We start from the raw sequence: 18,157 nt of genomic DNA on the forward strand, positions 1-18,157 counted from the left end.
GTAACTCTGTCATTTTGAGACAAAAAAATGTCGACAATGTTCACAAATGAGAAATTCATTACTCGTCATATTCAAATTTTAGCGTACGTGATAAACTTATTCGCTTATGATTTCAAAAAATTTACTTTCGCAGGAGTACCTCACATGGCGAGCAGAGGCGTAAACAAAGTTATTCTTATCGGTAATTTAGGGCAGGATCCAGAAATCCGTTATATGCCAAGTGGCGGTGCAGTTGCCAACCTAACACTGGCAACATCAGAAAGCTGGCGCGATAAACAAACCGGTGAAATGAAAGAAAAAACCGAGTGGCACCGTGTGGTAATTTTCGGCAAATTAGCGGAAATTGCAGGCGAATATCTGCGTAAAGGTTCACAAGTGTATATCGAAGGCCAATTACAAACACGTAAATGGCAAGATCAAAGCGGCCAAGACAGATATAGCACTGAAGTTGTTGTTAACATCGGTGGCACAATGCAGATGTTAGGTGGCCGTGGTGGTCAAGATAACGCACCATCTCAAGGTGGCCAAGGCGGTTGGGGTCAACCACAACAACCACAAGCATCTCAACAATTTAGTGGTGGTGCGCAATCTCGCCCACAACAACCAGCAGCAGCTCCAGCACCAAGTAATGAACCACCAATGGATTTTGATGACGATATCCCGTTCTGAGATGACTTATCTTAAAACCATCTAAAAAACCCCAGCTTAAGCTGGGGTTTTTGTTGTTTATCATCATTAGATACCGCCCTATATAAACCATCCCACTTTTGCATCGTATAAAATGGCTTTACACAACTCTCTTTGCATTCTTCTCTTCCTTCTTAAAAATGCTTTCTTTATATTGAAAGAAAAGATGATATTGAAAAAACATGTTTTCTTATCTAACAACAGATCCCTTTAAAAAGAGCGTAATTCCACAGTTATTTTTATAAAACCCCACTTTACACAAAGGTTTACTCTGGAAAAATATGATAGGATCCGTGTTATTAACAACGTCTGAGAGCATCTTATCCCCATGAATGAAGAGAAATTGCTCGCTCAGGCAGAAAAGATCTGCCAGAAACGAGGTGTTCGCCTGACTTCACAACGTCTGGCAGTATTACGTCTGATAATGCAGCAACCTTCTGCTATCAGCGCATACGACTTATTGGATTTATTACGCCAAGTTGAGCCTCAAGCAAAACCCCCAACAGTCTATCGCGGATTAGAGTTTTTACTTGAGCAAGGATTTATCCATAAAATAGAATCCACCAACAGTTATGTGCTTTGCCATCATTTTGATGATGTTGAACATACGTCAGTAATGCTAATTTGTGACCGTTGTTTGTCTGTCACTGAAAAGAATAGCCATAAAATCGAAGATGCGATTTCATTACTGGCAAAAGAGAGTGGGTTTCATTTACGACATAGCGTCATAGAAATTCATGGATTATGTTCACAGTGCCACGAAGCACAAGAGTGCACCCATCCTGAAGGTTGTCATCATGATCATAGTATAGATGATAACCTTAAACAGAAAAAAACCGGTGATTATAAGCCACGTTGATTGAGCAACTGTCAGTAAGTCTAGACATAAAAAAATGCAGATGGTTTTGTGTTTTACACATCATCTGCATCTTTATAAAATAAGTTGTATTGACTTACTTTGGTACAAATTACAGCCATTCACCGTTACGAATAACCCCAACGGCTAAACCTTCAACAGTAAAGCTTTGTTCGCGTAAATCGACGATAATAGGTGAAAACTCTGGGTTTTCTGCATGAAGCTCAATTTTATTACCACTTTTCTTAAAGCGCTTTACTGTCACTTCATCTTCAATACGCGCCACAATGACTTGCCCGTTGTGAACATCTTGCGTTTTATGCACAGCAAGTAAATCACCATCCATAATACCGATATCTTTCATTGACATACCATTAACGCGCAATAAAAAATCTGCACTCGGTTTAAATAGCATTGGGTCAACTTGATAATGGCTTTCAATATGCTCTTGCGCTAAAAGTGGTTCACCAGCCGCGACTCGCCCAATTAATGGCAACCCTTCTGGCTCTTCTTCCATTAGCAAACGGATACCTCTAGATGCACCAGAGACAATTTCTATCACGCCTTTACGAGCAAGAGCTTTTAAGTGCTCTTCTGCCGCATTTGGTGAGCGAAACCCAAGTTGGGAAGCTATTTCAGCCCGTGTTGGTGGCATACCCGTTTGCGAAATGTGATCACGAACCAAATCGTAAACCTGCTGCTGCCTTGCAGTTAATGCTTTCATTCCGCCCCCTGTTTGTTTATACAGTCAGACTGTGAGTATATACAGGTATATGACGATTTGAAACCTTAAATGAATATAAAACACGCATCTTTGGATTATTTTTCGACAAAAAGCGAATTTTTTAACTTTATGCGAAGAAATGTCCCCAAAGAATGGTTACCCAAGTAAATAATCCCAATATAATAGCAATTAGAACGGCGGCAGAACCCATATCTTTTGCACGTCCGGATAATTCGTGGTATTCAGATCCAATTCGATCGACAACGGCTTCTATTGCACTATTTACTAGTTCCAAAATCACAACCAATACAACGGAACCAATGAGTAAAATGCGCTCTAGACCACTGACATCGATGAAAAATGAAAGGATAATTGCAACTAAGGTCACAATTGCTTCTTGTCTAAAAGCGGCTTCATTAATCCATGCGGCACGAATACCTTGGTATGAATAACCACCAGCTTTGATGATTCGGGTAAGACCTTTATTTTGATTAGCCATAATAAACTCTATCGAAAACAAACGATTATTTTGTCACTTTTCTCTATTAATATTGTCACAGCACCACAGATCTACGAAAGACTTTCTGTTATGCTTTCGAAGTATTGCTAATAAGAGGCTACAACTATTTATGTCAGCTTGGCGTAAACTATATTATAACACATTGAATTTACCACTAAAATTACTGGTAAAAAGTAAACGAGTCCCGACTGATCCTATCACTGAATTAGGGTTAGATACGTCGCGCTCTTTCCTTTATGTTCTGCCTTATCATTCAAAGGCTGACTTACTGACATTAAGACAGCAATGTCTCTCTTTAGGGTTGCCTGATCCACTGCAACCTATTGAGATCGGTGGAACTAAGCTTCCTGCTTATGTCTTTATTGATGACGGCCCAAGAGTATTCCGTTATTACTCGCCCGATCCTCGTAAAGACTCCGTGAAGACATTTCACGCTTATCTTGATGCACATCGTAATAACCCACATCTTGATATCGAGATGTTGCCAGTTTCTGTGATGTTTGGCCGCTCTCCTGGTCGTGAAGGTCATAATGGCGTTCCTCATTTACGCGTGCTTAACGGTATCCAGAAATTTATCGCTATCCTCTGGTTAGGTCGTGATAGTTTTGTTCGTTTTTCACCCACTGTATCAATGCGTGAAATGGCGAACGAACACGGTACAGACACCAGTATAGCGAGAAAACTTGCACGTGTTGCGCGTATCCACTTTTCACGCCAACGTTTAGCTGCTGTTGGCCCTAAATTGCCAGCACGCCAAGATCTCTTCAATAAATTGCTTTCATCAAAAGCGATTGAAAAAGCGATTGAAGATGAATCAAAAGCGAAGAAAATCTCACTTGATAAAGCGCGTAAAAATGCCACAGATATCATGGAAGAGATCGCTGCTAACTTCTCATATGAAGCAGTGCGTATTAGTGATCGCGTATTAAGTTGGACATGGAATAAGCTCTATCAAGGTATCAACGTTTATAATGCCGAACGCGTACGTAAACTCGCGCAAGATGGGCATGAAATCGTGTATGTTCCTTGTCACCGTAGCCATATGGACTACTTACTGCTTTCTTATGTGCTTTATCACCAAGGTTTAGTACCACCCCATATAGCTGCCGGTATTAACCTCAATTTCTGGCCAGCTGGCCCTATTTTCCGCCGTTTAGGGGCTTTCTTTATTCGAAGAACCTTTAAAGGTAACAAGCTTTACTCCACCATTTTCCGCGAATATTTAGGTGAGCTATTTACACGAGGCTACTCCATTGAATACTTCGTTGAAGGTGGTCGCTCTCGTACAGGTCGATTGTTAGATCCTAAAACAGGAACACTTTCAATGACAGTACAAGCCATGTTACGCGGTGAAACACGCCCTATCTCTGTTGTTCCAATTTACATTGGTTATGAGCACGTTATGGAAGTCGCAACCTATGCTAAAGAGTTACGTGGAGCAACAAAAGAGAAAGAAGGCTTTATGCAGATGGTCAGAGGATTACGTAAATTACGTAACCTTGGTCAAGGCTATGTGAACTTTGGTGAGCCAATTTCTGTTGTACAATACTTAAATCAAGCTGTACCACAATGGCGTGATGATATTGATCCAATTGAGCCACAGCGCCCAAGTTGGTTAAACCCAACAGTAAGCACACTCGCTGATAACATTATGGTTCATATCAATAATGCAGCATCGATTAATGCAATCAATCTGGTTTCAACAGCCTTATTGGCATCACGTCAGCGCGCACTCACGAGAGAACAACTGTTAGAGCAAATAGATTGTTATCTACAATTATTACGCAATGTGCCTTATTCGACAGATATGATTGTGTCTGATAAAAACGCTGAAACTTTATTAGAACACGCACTACAATCAGATAAATTCCAAGTTGAAAAAGACAGTCTGGGTGATATTGTGGTACTCCCTCGTGAAAGTGCGGTATTAATGACTTATTACCGTAATAACACAATCCACTTAATGATCACTCCGTCATTAATTGCCAGCATTGTCTTACATCATGAAAAAATTCATCGTGATGATTTAATGAAACAAGTGGAGCTCATCTTCCCTCTGATTAAAGCGGAACTATTTATTCGTTATGAGAAAGAAGAACTCCCTGAAGTCATTAATACTTTGATTGCAGAATTGTGCCGTCAGCGCCTGATTTGTTGTAATAGTGATGGTTTACTGCGTATCAACCCAGCGCGTATTCGTCCATTACAGCTTTTAGCCGCCAGCGTCAGAGAAACATTACAACGCTACGGCATTACACTCTCTTTACTCAATTTTGCACCTGAAATTAGCCGAGCATTATTGGAAAAAGAGAGCCGGATCTTGGCACAACGTCTTTCTGTTCTACATGGTATCAACGCACCTGAATTCTTTGATAAAGCGGTATTCTCTACCTTAGTTTCAACGCTACGTGAAGAAGGGTATCTCAATGATAATGAAGATATCCTAAAAGCAGATGCATCTGCCCTTTACCAAGTGATTGCAAAATTAATGTCACCAGAAATTCGCTTAACCATTGAAAGCGTCGGGATCGCTGAAGATAATAATTCAGTACAAGCCATTGGCGAAAAAAGTGAAACTAAAGCTGATGAATAATCAGTAAATAGCACCATGACCGAAATAGAAAAGGGATAAGCTTATTGCTTATCCCTTTTTGTTTTGACTCAATGGTAGAGAAGACTTCAGCACTGACTTATCTTAAAAATAACTAAATAAAATACCCGCAAATAAAACAAAACCAACATAGTTATTATTCATAAAAGCTTGGAAACACGGCGCTCTTTCACGCTCTGCAATAAGTTTCTGTTGATAAATAAATAGCGCTGTTACTAACAATAGCGACCAGTAGTAGATACCTTTCAGATCCAATAAAATACCGATCCCCACTAATAATGCCAACATCACCAATTGTAAAATGCCGATAATAATTTTGTCATAACGACCGAATAAAATAGCGGTAGATTTAACCCCAATTTTTATATCATCATTACGATCAACCATTGCATATTGCGTATCGTAAACAACAGACCAAACAATATTGACAAAGAATAATAGCCAACACACCAACGGCAAACTTTCAGAAACGGCAGCAAATCCCATAGGGATTGACCAGCCAAAAGCCATACCTAAAATAAGCTGAGGTAAATTACTAAACCGTTTAACGAAAGGATAAAACCACGCCAGTGCGAGCCCTGCCACAGAGAGCCAAATAGTCATGGTATTAAGTGTTAGGACTAATGCAAATGACAAGAGTACCAAAACGATAAATAAGATTTTGCTCTCTTTCTCTGTCACAGCCCCACTAGGTAATGGTCTATTTTTAGTTCGTTCAACACTGCCATCAATTTTTCGGTCAGCAAAGTCGTTTATTACACACCCAGCGGCACGCATCGAGAACACACCAATAGTAAAGACAATCAGAATATGCCAATCAGGAAAGCCTTTAGCAGCAATCCATAAAGCCCAATAAGTTGGCCAAAGTAGTAATAGCGCTCCGATAGGTTTATCTATACGCATTAAACGGCTATATGCTTGCCATTTACTTTGCGTCATACTTCCCTCCAATTTTAGCTCCCCCTAATTACTTCTCATACACTGGTGATGCAGGTAGAAACATCTCGGTTAATAATAAAGGTTTATCTGAAAGCTGAAAACGAGAACGGCGTAACCAATACCCATTTTGTTGCCCAATATGAATAAAATCACGAATTAAGGTTGTTTCCTGAAACAGATAACGCCCAAGTGGAACGGTTCTTAGATTGACCAGTTTTCTGTCTTCACCTGTCAATGTCTCTTCTGGCACTAACGTCCGCCCTAATAACCAAGGAATATCATCACCACACAATACCACTTCTCTTAACCAATAACGCTGACTTTTGGGTAAACACGCTCTTTCGTCAGCGGGTTCAATAAAATCAACAAATCCTTCTTGGTAAGGCATTACAGTGACTTTATTACAATATTGCTCAAAACGCCGAGTCATCGAGCCTAATTCCATTAACCAACTTAATGTACTTTCTTTAATGTTTTCGTGTTCCTCATTAGGTAACCAATGGATAGGAGCGGGAGTAATTATTGATTTTTTGAACATTATTTCATCATCACGCGTTGATGATCCTAGCTTGTACGATTTATTATTCATAAGGATATCATGATGTGACTAATGGAAGTTAAAAGCTGATAACATTTCGCATAAATAATCTAAAAAAGCGTTAAAAGAAAATCAGATAAAATGCTAATGATGCCAAAAAGAAAGGAGGTTATTACAACCTCCTTTTTATCTAACCAACTACTTATATTCAGTTTATTCGATTAACGCCATGCTTTATAACGATTAATCAGATTATTTGTTGAGCTATCATGGCTGTTAACACTTTCCTTACCTTTTAATTCAGGAAGAATACGGTTAGCCAGCTGTTTACCTAATTCAACACCCCATTGGTCAAACGTAAAGATGTTGAAGATAACACCTTGTACAAAGATTTTATGCTCATACATGGCAATTAATGCACCCAATGAGTAAGGTGTAATTTCTTTTAATAAAATAGAGTTTGTTGGTCGATTACCTTCAAATACTTTAAAAGGTGCAACATAATCCATGGTTTTAGGATCTTTTCCTGCAGCAGCAAATTCAGCATCAACTTGCTCACGAGTTTTACCAAAAGCGAGTGCTTCAGTTTGAGCAAAGAAGTTAGACATCAGTTTTGCGTGATGATCTGATAGAGGATTATGGCTAATAGCTGGCGCAATAAAATCACAAGGAATAATTTTTGTCCCTTGATGGATCAATTGATAAAACGCATGTTGACCATTTGTACCCGGCTCACCCCAAATGATAGGGCCCGTTTGATAATTAACTTTATTACCATCACGATCAATATACTTACCATTAGACTCCATATTACCTTGTTGGAAGTAAGCAGCAAAACGATGCATATATTGATCGTATGGCAGAATCGCTTCAGTTTCTGTGCCAAAAAAATTGTTATACCAAATGCCAATCAGAGCGAGGATCATCGGAATGTTATTTTCAGCACTTGCTGTTTTAAAGTGGTTATCCATTGCATGAGCACCTTCCAACAATTGCTCAAAATTGTCATAACCAACAGATAATGCGATAGATAAACCAATTGCTGACCATAATGAATAACGACCACCTACCCAATCCCAGAACTCAAACATATTGGCTGTATCAATACCAAATTTTGCCACTTCAGTACTGTTTGTGGATAACGCGACAAAGTGTTTAGCCACAAAAGCACTCTCTTTAGCAGAAGCTAAAAACCAATCTCTTGCTGAGTGTGCATTGGTCATAGTTTCTTGTGTGGTAAAGGTTTTTGACGCGATTAAGAAGAGCGTTGTTTCTGGATCACATTTTTTCAATGTTTCTGCGATATGAGTGCCATCAACATTAGAAACAAAATGCATAGTCAAATGATTTTTATAAGGACGTAAAGCTTCTGTCACCATATAAGGGCCAAGATCAGAACCCCCAATACCGATATTCACAACATCAGTAATCGCCTTACCTGTATAACCTTTCCATTCACCACTAATAATGCGTTCACTGAACTGTTTCATTTTATTCAGTACAGCATTAACTTCTGGCATTACATCTTTACCATCAACGATTACGGGAGCATTGCTGCGATTACGTAATGCAGTATGCAATACAGCACGATCTTCAGTACGGTTGATTTTTTCCCCCGTAAACATGCTATTTATCGCACCTTCAACGTCGCATTCCTTAGCCAAAGCCTGCAATTTCTCTAATGTTTCTTTCGTAATACGGTTTTTTGAAAAATCTACTAGAATTTGGTCTGAAAACGTTTTTGAAAACTGATCAAAGCGTGATGGCTCCTGAGCAAACAATGTTTTCATCTCGGTATCTTTGATAACCGAAAAATGGTTTTCTAATGCTTTCCAGGCTAGTGTTTGGGTTGGGTTTACATTTTTCATTCACAATACTCTCTTAAGATTACAATCTGATATTCTCAGATTGTAGCCTGACATTTAATAGTTACAGTCAATTCTTTCTCATTTGATGATATTGGTCAAAACCATTCAACAAATCTAGTACTAATTACTTTCATAGGTAAAACCGATAATGCAGCACTGATTATTAATTAAATTGATTATTCTTCACTCTGCATTGACTCTCTACTTAATAACCGATATTCCTAAGTTGTGTCCAACATCTCATTTTTGCCTAAAGGAATACGACAATGACTGATAATACTGCTACGCCTTCATCTGCATCATCGCCATACACTATCGCTAAATTTGGTGGCACCAGTGTTGCTAACTTTTCAGCAATGGAGAAGTGTGCAGATATTATTCTTAAACAAAAATCAGTGCGTGTTGTCGTTCTTTCGGCATCTGCAGGAATCACTAATTTATTAATTGAACTTGCATCAGGGACTGAACTTTCACAACGAGAAGCTTTACTCTCACAAGTACGTGATATTGAGTATGCGATTATCAACCAGCTTTCTCAGCCAGAAATTATTTCTCAAGAAATAAATCGTCTGCTTGAGAATATTGAGATGCTCTCAGAAGCAGCGTCGCTAGCCACATCTGATGCATTGACAGATGAATTAGTCAGCCACGGTGAATTAATGTCAACATTGCTCTTTGTTGAATTATTGCGTGAAAAAGGTATACAAGCAGACTGGTTTGATGTCAGAAAAGTGATGAAAACCAACGATCTGTTTTGCCATGCTGAACCTGATATGATGCAATTAACAGAGCTCACACAAAGCCTTATTCAACCTCGTTTAGAAGAAACAGTGATTGTCACTCAAGGTTTTATTGGTCAAGAGCCAAAAGGGAGAACCACAACCCTAGGACGCGGTGGCAGCGATTATACCGCAGCACTTATTGGTGAGGCGCTGGGTATGTCTCGTGTAGATATTTGGACAGATGTACCGGGTATTTACAGCACTGATCCAAGAATAGTGCCAGAGGCGCATCGTATTGATCAAATTGCCTTTGATGAAGCGGCTGAAATGGCAACTTTTGGCGCTAAAATTTTGCATCCAGCCACATTATTACCGGCTGTTCGTAGCTGTATTCCTGTTTTTGTTGGCTCAAGCAAAGCCCCCGAAGAAGGTGGTACTTTAGTGTGTGCACAAACAGAGAATCCACCTGTATTCCGTGCAATTGCACTACGTAGAAAACAAACGTTACTCACGTTACATAGTCTGAAAATGCTTCATGCGCGTGGCTTCTTGGCTGAAATTTTTACCATTTTATCGCGCCACCATATTTCGGTTGATGTGATAACCACCTCTGAAGTAAGCATTGCATTAACTCTCGATACAACAGGAACCACCAGCGCATCAGGTAGTTTATTAACCAATGCACTCTTAACGGAACTATCCGCATTATGTCGTGTTGAAGTTGAAGAAAATTTGGCTCTGGTTGCGATTATCGGTAATTCACTCTCACAAGTGAATGGCTTAGGAAGCCAGATTTTTGGCGCATTAGAAGATTACAATATTCGTATGATAAGCCATGGTGCAAGCACTCACAATTTATGTTTATTAGTTGATGGCAAAGATGCCGATAATATTGTGCGTAAATTACATGATACACTGTTTTAATTAATAATTTCAATATATAGAAGAGAGATAACACATTATTTCTCTTCTATTTTTCATACTTTGCATTAAAAACACTTCATTTTTAATAAACCCGATAACCACCATATTTTTTTGCAAATTGATTAAATTTACCAAAATCAATTAAGGCAATCTCTAAAGTTTTATGCGAAAGATGAGACATTTTTGCAATTTTTTCAACAAAAACTCGGTTATCTTCCAGCAACTTAGCGGTAAGCGTAGCGGCAATGATTTCACACTCATTTGGTGTGACAATCCAACCATCATTGGTAGCAAATTTATGAATAGGGATATGACCTTCTTTGTCACTTTCTTTGGCTAATAATGCCTCTTCTTCTTTCATTGCCTGTTTAAATAATTCTATTTCTTCTTCAACAGGCTCTGGAGAGGTAGGAATTTTATGATAAATATAGTCTCCCACTTCTTCGATTCGAGCCGGCGTCATTTCTGCTTTTAGCCAAATATTATCAAATGCTTTTTCGTCTAAAATTGCCTCTGTATCTAAACTTCCTGTTAATTGCATCAGATTTAAAAAAGCATTAATTAACACTTCATTTAAGGGATAACCCCCTTTCGCTAAAGAAGGAAAAGGTATTTCAGTGCCCGTAAGGGGCGTTTTCTGAAGATACAAAGTATAACTCATCGTCATGTCCTTTTTTCTGATACAGGCTTATAGCTTATACACCTTTAATAGGAACTGCGAGAGAAAATAACAAGGGGATATCTCGATCCCCATGGTATTTATTATATTGTTGAGATCTCAGAATTAAGAGAAATTAAGACTCATACCCTAAATTAGGAGCAAGCCAACGTTCAACTTCACTGACGCTCATCCCTCGGCGTTGTGCATAATCTTCAACCTGATCTTTTTGTATTTGAGCAACAGCGAAATATTTACTATCAGGATGACTAAAATACCAACCCGATACTGACGCCCCAGGCCACATGGCATAAGCATCAGTCAATTTCATCCCAATGCGATTTTCAACATCAAGTAATTGCCAAATTTTGGCTTTTTCCGTGTGTTCAGGGCAAGCAGGATAACCAGGCGCAGGTCGTGTTCCTTGATATTTTTCTCTAATTAATTCGTCATTAGAGAGGTTTTCATCAGGGCTGTAGCCCCAAATTTTCGTTCTGACTTGCTGATGAAGATATTCGGCAAAGGCTTCTGCTAATCTATCTGATAATGCTTTTACCATAATTTTATTATAATCATCATGGGCATTATCATAAGCATTCGCGAGAGTATCTTCTTCTAATCCGCCTGTTACTGCAAAAGCACCGAAGTAATCAGCAATACCACTTTCTGCGGGTGCAATAAAATCCGCTAAACAGTAATTAGGAAACTCTTTTTTCTCTGTTTGCTGACGTAAATGGCAGCTATATAACAACGGTTGTTGCCTAGTTTCATCGCGATAAATCACAATGTCATCACCGACACGATTAGCTGGAAATATCCCAACAATTCCTTTTGGTGTTAATAATTTTTCACAACTTAATTTATCCAGCATCGCATTTGCATCAGCAAATACACGCTTAGCCTCTTCACCAACCACATCATCTTCTAAAATACGTGGGTATTTTCCAGCTAAAGACCATGTCATAAAGAAAGGGGTCCAATCGATATATTCACGCAATATTTCAATACTTGCTGTGATCTCTTGCACTCCTAATTGATTAGGTTTTGGCGGTGTGTAATTTTGCCAATCAATTTGTAGCGCATTGTTTCGCGCAACCTCTATAGAAACGGGCGGTGTACGAGGTTTTTTTCTAGCGTATTGCTGACGTACGACTTCGTATTCCCGTCGTGTTTTAGCAACAAAATCGGCTTTTTGTGTTTCAGATAATAGTGCAGCAACAACACCTACAGTTCTCGATGCATTTTGTACATAAACAGTAGGATGACTATAATTCGGCTCTATTTTTACGGCAGTATGTGCTTTAGACGTTGTTGCTCCCCCAATCATTAAAGGTAAAGAAAAACCGCGCCTTTCCATCTCTTTGGCAACATTCACCATTTCATCAAGTGAAGGTGTGATAAGTCCTGAAAGACCAATAATGTCGACTTTTTCATCAATTGCTGTTTGCAAAATTTTATCGCAAGGCACCATCACACCTAAATCGATAATTTCGTAGTTATTGCACTGCAAAACCACACCCACAATATTTTTACCAATATCGTGAACATCCCCTTTTACGGTAGCCAGTAAAACTTTACCTGCGGATGTACCCGCTTGTTTTGTCGCTTGAATATAAGGTTCAAGATAAGCAACGGCTTGTTTCATCACCCTTGCTGATTTCACAACTTGAGGTAAAAACATTTTACCTTCGCCAAATAAATCTCCAACAGTATTCATGCCATTCATCAATGGCCCTTCTATGACTTCAATCGGGCTTGATGCTTGTTGTCGACACGCTTCGGTATCTTCAACAATAAATTCAGTGATCCCTTTCACTAACGCGTATTCTAAGCGTTTTTCTACATCCCATTGTCGCCATTCTGCCAACTGATGATTTTGCTCATCACTTTTACTACCACGATAACGCTCAGCAAGTGCTAATAAATTATCAGTACTCTCTTCATGACGATTTAATATGACATCTTCTACTGCGTTACGCAGTTCATCCGGTAATGAGTCGTAAATGGCAAGTTGCCCTGCATTCACAATTCCCATATCCATGCCATTTTTAACGGCGTAATAGAGAAAAACAGAGTGAATAGCCTCACGAACGGGATCGTTACCTCGAAATGAAAATGAAACGTTAGAAACACCACCAGAAATTAAGGCATAAGGTAGTTGAGACTTAATATCCGCACAGACTTCAATAAAATCAACAGCATAATTATTATGTTCAGCAATACCGGTTGCAACAGCAAAAATATTAGGATCAAAAATAATATCTTCAGGTGGGAAACCTGCCTGTTCTGTGAGAAGTTGATAAGCTCGGCGACAAATTTCAATTTTGCGCTCTCGAGTATCCGCTTGCCCCACTTCATCAAATGCCATAACAACAACTGCTGCACCATATTTACGTACTAATTTAGCGTGTTCAAGAAAAGGTTTTTCTCCCTCTTTCATTGAAATAGAGTTAACAATGCCTTTGCCTTGAATACATTTTAATCCCTCTTCAATCACTTCCCATTTAGAAGAATCAATCATCACAGGAACTTTAGCAATATCAGGCTCACCCGCAATCAGATTTAGAAAACGTGTCATGGCTTCAACTGCATCTAACATGCCTTCATCCATGTTGATATCAATGATTTGAGCACCATTTTCAACTTGCTGACGCGCAACATCTAACGCCTCTTGATAGTTTCCTTCTTTTATTAAACGTTTAAATTTAGCCGATCCTGTAACATTGGTTCGTTCACCCACATTCACAAACAGTGAATTCTCATCAATGATTAATGGCTCAAGACCTGAAAGGCGGCATGCTTTTTTCAAGGTTGGTAATACTCTTGGTGCAATACCTTCTACTGCTTGTGAAATAGCAAGAATATGCGCAGGTGTTGTTCCGCAACATCCACCTACAATATTAAGAAAACCCGCTTGTGCCCACTCTTTAATTTGCTCAGCCATTTCTTGAGCATCTAAATCATAGCCTCCAAATGCATTAGGCAAACCAGCATTAGGATGAGCACTAACATAAGTTTCAGAAATTTGTGAAAGTGTTTGAATATATTGGCGTAATTCTTTAGGGCCTAACGCGCAGTTTAAACCAAATGAGAGCGCATCAGCATGACGTAAGGAGTGATAAAATGCTTCTGTTGTTTGACCCGTTAGGGTTCTTCCTGAAGCATCTGTAATGGTGCCAGAGATCATCACAGGTAATTCAATATTGAGCGATTCAAACTCACATTTAATCGCAAAAATAGCCGCTTTCGCATTTAGTGTGTCGAAAATAGTTTCGACCATAATTAAATCAACACCGCCTTTAATTAACCCACGCGTTGCTTCTCGATAAGCCTCTACCAGCTTATCAAATGAAACATTACGAAAAGCTGGATCATTAACATCAGGGGATATAGATGCCGTTCTGTTTGTTGGCCCTAAAACACCCGCAACATAGCGAGGTTTATCCGGAGTTAAAGCACTCCATTTATCTGCACAGGCTCTCGCTAATTTTGCAGCCTCTTCATTCAACTCAAAACAGAGTGACTCCATGTGATAATCAGCCATCGCGATAGAAGTCGAGTTAAAGGTATTGGTTTCAACAATATCAGCACCGGCTTGAAAATAAGCATCATGTATATCAGCAATGATCTGAGGTTGTGTTAAGACTAAAAGATCATTATTCCCTTTAACATCACAATTCCAATCAGCAAAACGTTCACCTCGATAATCGACTTCTGTAAGTTGATATTGCTGGATCATCGTCCCCATTGCGCCATCAAGTACTAAGATACGTTTTTCTAATGCTTCCACCAGTTGTTGTTTTATGTTTGCCACGTTATTTCCTCTTAATCGAGAATGCTTTTGTGCTTATTTTTTATCGTTATTTCGTTGTTTTTTTATCCTACCATATCTTTTTGCAAAGATTTCTAAGACGAAGATGAGAGATTTTCACTTAGTGATAAACGCTTTTAATAAATATTTCTTATCACACATATTGTTTTGAAAAATGCGGTGATCGGAGGAGTTTTATTACGCGAGATAGTTCATAATAGATATTAATATGGATAGCATTTCTGGAGTGTATACATGACAGTTTCCCCTACAAATAAAAAAGTGCGTAAGACAAAAACAACTGCCACTCAAAGCACTACACAAGGAGGCCCTGTTCAATCGTTAAGTCGCGGACTTACACTATTGGAATATATTTCCGAATCTCCGGGTGGTATCGCTCTGACCGATCTCGCATTTCAAGCAGGATTACCCAATTCCACAACACATCGCCTACTCACGACACTTCAACAACATGGTTTTGTTCGTCAAGTCGGAGATTTAGGCTTATGGGTTGTAGGCACTCACGCCTTTATTGTTGGCAGTAGCTTTCTACAAACTCGCAATCTTTTGGTCATGGTGCATCCTATTTTACGTCAGTTGATGGAAGATTCTGGCGAAACCGTTAACCTAGCTATTCTTGACCAAATTGAATTTGATGCAGTAATTGTCGATCAGGTGCAATGTAATGCGCTAATGAGAATGTCAGCGCCTATTGGCGGTAAATTACCGATGCATGCATCTGGTGCAGGTAAAGCATTCCTTTCTACTTTAGCAGATAATAAATTACTGCCTTTGCTCCAGAAGAAAGGTCTAATGGCTTATACACCTCACACCCGAACACTCCCTTCATCCTTAAAAGAAAACTTAGAGCAGGCTCGCAAACAAGGTTTTTCTTTCGATGATGAAGAACATGCTTTAGGCCTGCGCTGTATAGGTGCTTGTATTTATGATGAACACCACCAGCCTTTTGCGGCTATTTCACTTTCAGGCCCAGTTTCTAGAATGACGGATTCGCGTATCACTGAATTAGGTGCAATGGTTATCAAAGCAGCAAAACAAATTAGCCGTGAATATGGCGGTGTAAAAAGTTAACCCAATTTCTCCTTCCTTGTCATCAACAGCAAGGAAGGTATTTTCCAAAATAAAACGATTCAGCTTTGCAAAAAAGCGACTTTTATCTCTTTATTCCCATCAAATATTAAAAAACTGTTACTTATCACCTTAAAAAATTGATGTCGATCACAGATGTTGTTTAAGACGAATTAAGAGTATTGCAACTCTTCTTGTTACCCGTAACAATGTTACCGGTAACAAATACTATAGCGAATTTAAAGATCCTCTTTTGAAAGCCAATAGTAACGCTCATCACCCTTGTGTGAATAAAGGAAGTATCATTATGAACCCTAAAAATCATGACCCTATTCAGAACGACTTTGTTCCCCTTAATGAGACAGTAAAGCAGGTGACTGAGCGCATTATTGCTCGCTCATATGCAACTCGTCGTGCTTATCTGAAAAAAATTGAAGCTGCAAAAAGTCAAACCGTACATCGTGCTCAGTTGGCTTGCGGTAATTTAGCTCATGGTTTTGCTGCTTGTCAGGCTGATGATAAAAATCGCCTGAAAAATATGGTTCATAATGATATTGCCATTATCACGGCTTACAATGATATGTTGTCGGCTCATAAGCCGTATGAAGATTATCCCCAAAAAATTAAAAAAGCATTACATGCTGTTGGTGCCGTAGGACAAGTAGCAGGCGGTGTTCCAGCAATGTGCGACGGTGTCACACAGGGACAAGATGGTATGGAGCTATCGCTCCTAAGTCGTGATGTTATTGCAATGTCAGCGGCAGTTGGTTTATCCCATAATATGTTTGATGGTGCACTCTATTTAGGGATCTGCGATAAAATCGTTCCCGGACTGACTATGGCCGCTCTCTCTTTTGGTCATCTTCCTGCCATTTTTGTTCCAGCAGGCCCCATGACTAGCGGTTTGCCAAATAAAGAAAAAGTCCGTATTCGCCAACTCTATGCAGAAGGTAAAGTTGATCGTAATGCGTTGTTAGAAGCCGAGGCGGCATCTTATCATAGCATTGGAACCTGTACTTTTTACGGTACAGCAAACTCTAATCAAATGGTCATGGAAATGATGGGATTACATCTACCCGGCGCTTCTTTTGTCCATCCAGATACGCCATTGCGTGATGCATTAACAGATGCTGCGGCAAATCAGATTGTACGATTAACAGAAAACTCAGGTAATTATCTTCCTATCGGTCAGTTAGTTGATGAAAAAGTCATTGTTAACGGCATTATTGCGCTACTGACAACAGGTGGTTCAACTAATCTAACCATGCACTTAGTCGCCATGGCACGCGCAGCAGGGATTATAATTAATTGGGATGATTTTTCTGAACTGTCTCAAGTTGTTCCTCTTATTGCACGCATTTATCCTAATGGGCCTGCCGATATCAACCAATTTCAAGCAGCAGGCGGCATTGCACTGATCATTCGTCAATTACTGAAAAAAGGCTTAATTCATCGTGATGTAAACACTGTTGCTGGATTTGGTATTGAGCGATATACCTTAGAGCCTTGGTTAAATGACGGTAAACTTGATTGGCGTGAAGGCGCAATAAGCTCTTTAGATAAAGATGTGATTGCCGATATAAATACCCCATTCTCATCGCATGGTGGAACACAAGTAATGCAGGGTAATTTAGGTCGAGCTGTAATGAAGACCTCAGCAGTGCCTGATGAAAATAAAATCATCGAAGCGCCTGCCATTGTATTTAATAGCCAACATGATATCGCCGCTAAGTTTGAAGCCGGCGAGTTAAATAAAGATTGTGTGGTTGTTGTACGTTATCAAGGACCGCAAGCGAATGGTATGCCTGAATTGCATAAACTGATGCCACCTTTAGGTGTATTAATGGATAAAGGCTATAAAGTAGCATTAGTTACAGATGGTCGACTTTCAGGCGCTTCAGGTAAAGTTCCCGCAGCAATTCATGTTACACCAGAGGCTGTTAATAGAGGTTTATTATCCAAAGTACGTGATGGTGATATCATTCGTGTTAATGGTAAAACAGGTGAGTTAACGTTGCTTGTCGATGAGCAAATATTAAATGCTCGCCAAGATGAAATTCCTGATTTAAGTGCCAATAATACAGGCTGTGGTCGTGAGTTATTCGTTAATTTACGCCGTCATTTATCAGGTGCTGAACAAGGTGCTTGCTGCATTGATTTTTAATATAGCAAGTTTGAGGCTTAACGAGGAGCAGATTGCATTTATTTGC

At 39.4% G+C, this 18,157-nt stretch carries 13 protein-coding genes; 6 read left to right on the top strand and 7 right to left on the bottom strand.

Annotation, left to right across the window (positions count from 1 at the left end; translation table 11 throughout):
• Positions 1-144: 144 nt before the first annotated feature.
• Together ssb1 and zur are read left to right on the top strand one after the other, a co-directional pair.
• Positions 145-669 (top strand): single-stranded DNA-binding protein SSB1, encoded by a 525-nt coding sequence (gene ssb1 / locus DK858_RS16585; RefSeq protein ID WP_109398347.1) that lies wholly within the window; start codon positions 145-147, stop codon positions 667-669.
• A gap of 346 nt (positions 670-1,015) precedes the next feature.
• Positions 1,016-1,546: a zinc uptake transcriptional repressor Zur gene (gene zur, locus DK858_RS16590; RefSeq protein ID WP_109398348.1), complete on the top strand. Its 531-nt coding sequence runs from the start codon at positions 1,016-1,018 to the stop codon at positions 1,544-1,546.
• Positions 1,547-1,655: 109 nt separating this feature from the next.
• Here zur and lexA read toward each other — a convergent pair whose 3' ends face one another.
• Complete coding sequence (lexA, locus tag DK858_RS16595; protein ID WP_023583074.1) at positions 1,656-2,267, bottom strand: transcriptional repressor LexA; 612 nt, start codon at positions 2,265-2,267, stop codon at positions 1,656-1,658.
• A gap of 127 nt (positions 2,268-2,394) precedes the next feature.
• Positions 2,395-2,766, bottom strand: a complete 372-nt coding sequence (locus DK858_RS16600; protein ID WP_109398349.1) for a diacylglycerol kinase — start codon at positions 2,764-2,766, stop codon at positions 2,395-2,397.
• A gap of 130 nt (positions 2,767-2,896) precedes the next feature.
• Here DK858_RS16600 and plsB point away from each other — a divergent pair, with 130 nt between their 5' ends.
• Entirely contained in the window at positions 2,897-5,380 is a 2,484-nt protein-coding gene (gene plsB / locus DK858_RS16605; protein WP_109398350.1) for a glycerol-3-phosphate 1-O-acyltransferase PlsB, read from the top strand.
• A gap of 102 nt (positions 5,381-5,482) precedes the next feature.
• Here the strand turns inward: plsB and ubiA are convergent, their stop codons facing one another.
• From ubiA to pgi, 3 genes are all read right to left on the bottom strand, one after another.
• Positions 5,483-6,337, bottom strand: a complete 855-nt coding sequence (gene ubiA / locus DK858_RS16610; protein ID WP_109398351.1) for a 4-hydroxybenzoate octaprenyltransferase — start codon at positions 6,335-6,337, stop codon at positions 5,483-5,485.
• 28 nt (positions 6,338-6,365) lie between these two features.
• Positions 6,366-6,875, bottom strand: coding sequence for a chorismate lyase (ubiC, locus tag DK858_RS16615; RefSeq protein ID WP_109398352.1), 510 nt, complete (start codon positions 6,873-6,875; stop codon positions 6,366-6,368).
• A 221-nt stretch (positions 6,876-7,096) separates the two neighbouring features.
• Positions 7,097-8,743 (bottom strand): glucose-6-phosphate isomerase, encoded by a 1,647-nt coding sequence (gene pgi / locus DK858_RS16620; protein WP_109398353.1) that lies wholly within the window; start codon positions 8,741-8,743, stop codon positions 7,097-7,099.
• A 266-nt stretch (positions 8,744-9,009) separates the two neighbouring features.
• Between pgi and lysC the strand changes: the two genes are divergently transcribed.
• A complete protein-coding gene (gene lysC, locus DK858_RS16625; RefSeq protein WP_109398354.1) occupies positions 9,010-10,389 on the top strand; it encodes a lysine-sensitive aspartokinase 3 in 1,380 nt (459 codons plus the stop codon).
• An 82-nt stretch (positions 10,390-10,471) separates the two neighbouring features.
• Here lysC and DK858_RS16630 read toward each other — a convergent pair whose 3' ends face one another.
• Together DK858_RS16630 and metH are read right to left on the bottom strand one after the other, a co-directional pair.
• Positions 10,472-11,050, bottom strand: a complete 579-nt coding sequence (locus DK858_RS16630; RefSeq protein ID WP_228407349.1) for a hypothetical protein — start codon at positions 11,048-11,050, stop codon at positions 10,472-10,474.
• 133 nt (positions 11,051-11,183) lie between these two features.
• Positions 11,184-14,861, bottom strand: a complete 3,678-nt coding sequence (gene metH / locus DK858_RS16635) for a methionine synthase (protein ID WP_109398356.1) — start codon at positions 14,859-14,861, stop codon at positions 11,184-11,186.
• 252 nt (positions 14,862-15,113) lie between these two features.
• On the opposite strand from metH, the gene iclR reads away from it, so the two are divergent.
• The gene (gene iclR, locus DK858_RS16640; RefSeq protein ID WP_109398357.1) at positions 15,114-15,950 is read left to right on the top strand and encodes a glyoxylate bypass operon transcriptional repressor IclR; all 837 of its coding nucleotides are present in this window, start codon (positions 15,114-15,116) and stop codon (positions 15,948-15,950) included.
• 304 nt (positions 15,951-16,254) lie between these two features.
• Positions 16,255-18,111 (top strand): phosphogluconate dehydratase, encoded by a 1,857-nt coding sequence (edd, locus tag DK858_RS16645; protein WP_109398358.1) that lies wholly within the window; start codon positions 16,255-16,257, stop codon positions 18,109-18,111.
• Positions 18,112-18,157 lie beyond the last annotated feature (46 nt).

The organism is Proteus faecis (genome assembly GCF_003144395.1).
Classification (GTDB): domain Bacteria; phylum Pseudomonadota; class Gammaproteobacteria; order Enterobacterales; family Enterobacteriaceae; genus Proteus; species Proteus faecis.

Bases quoted from the DNA above. Each gene is read 5' to 3' on its own strand.
- ssb1 (WP_109398347.1), top strand. From the start codon at position 145: ATGGCGAGCAGAGGCGTAAACAAAGTTATTCTTATCGGTAATTTAGGG.
- zur (WP_109398348.1), top strand. From the start codon at position 1,016: ATGAATGAAGAGAAATTGCTCGCTCAGGCAGAAAAGATCTGCCAGAAA.
- lexA (WP_023583074.1), bottom strand. From the start codon at position 2,267: ATGAAAGCATTAACTGCAAGGCAGCAGCAGGTTTACGATTTGGTTCGT.
- DK858_RS16600 (WP_109398349.1), bottom strand. From the start codon at position 2,766: ATGGCTAATCAAAATAAAGGTCTTACCCGAATCATCAAAGCTGGTGGT.
- plsB (WP_109398350.1), top strand. From the start codon at position 2,897: ATGTCAGCTTGGCGTAAACTATATTATAACACATTGAATTTACCACTA.
- ubiA (WP_109398351.1), bottom strand. From the start codon at position 6,337: ATGACGCAAAGTAAATGGCAAGCATATAGCCGTTTAATGCGTATAGAT.
- ubiC (WP_109398352.1), bottom strand. From the start codon at position 6,875: ATGTTCAAAAAATCAATAATTACTCCCGCTCCTATCCATTGGTTACCT.
- pgi (WP_109398353.1), bottom strand. From the start codon at position 8,743: ATGAAAAATGTAAACCCAACCCAAACACTAGCCTGGAAAGCATTAGAA.
- lysC (WP_109398354.1), top strand. From the start codon at position 9,010: ATGACTGATAATACTGCTACGCCTTCATCTGCATCATCGCCATACACT.
- DK858_RS16630 (WP_228407349.1), bottom strand. From the start codon at position 11,050: ATGAGTTATACTTTGTATCTTCAGAAAACGCCCCTTACGGGCACTGAA.
- iclR (WP_109398357.1), top strand. From the start codon at position 15,114: ATGACAGTTTCCCCTACAAATAAAAAAGTGCGTAAGACAAAAACAACT.
- edd (WP_109398358.1), top strand. From the start codon at position 16,255: ATGAACCCTAAAAATCATGACCCTATTCAGAACGACTTTGTTCCCCTT.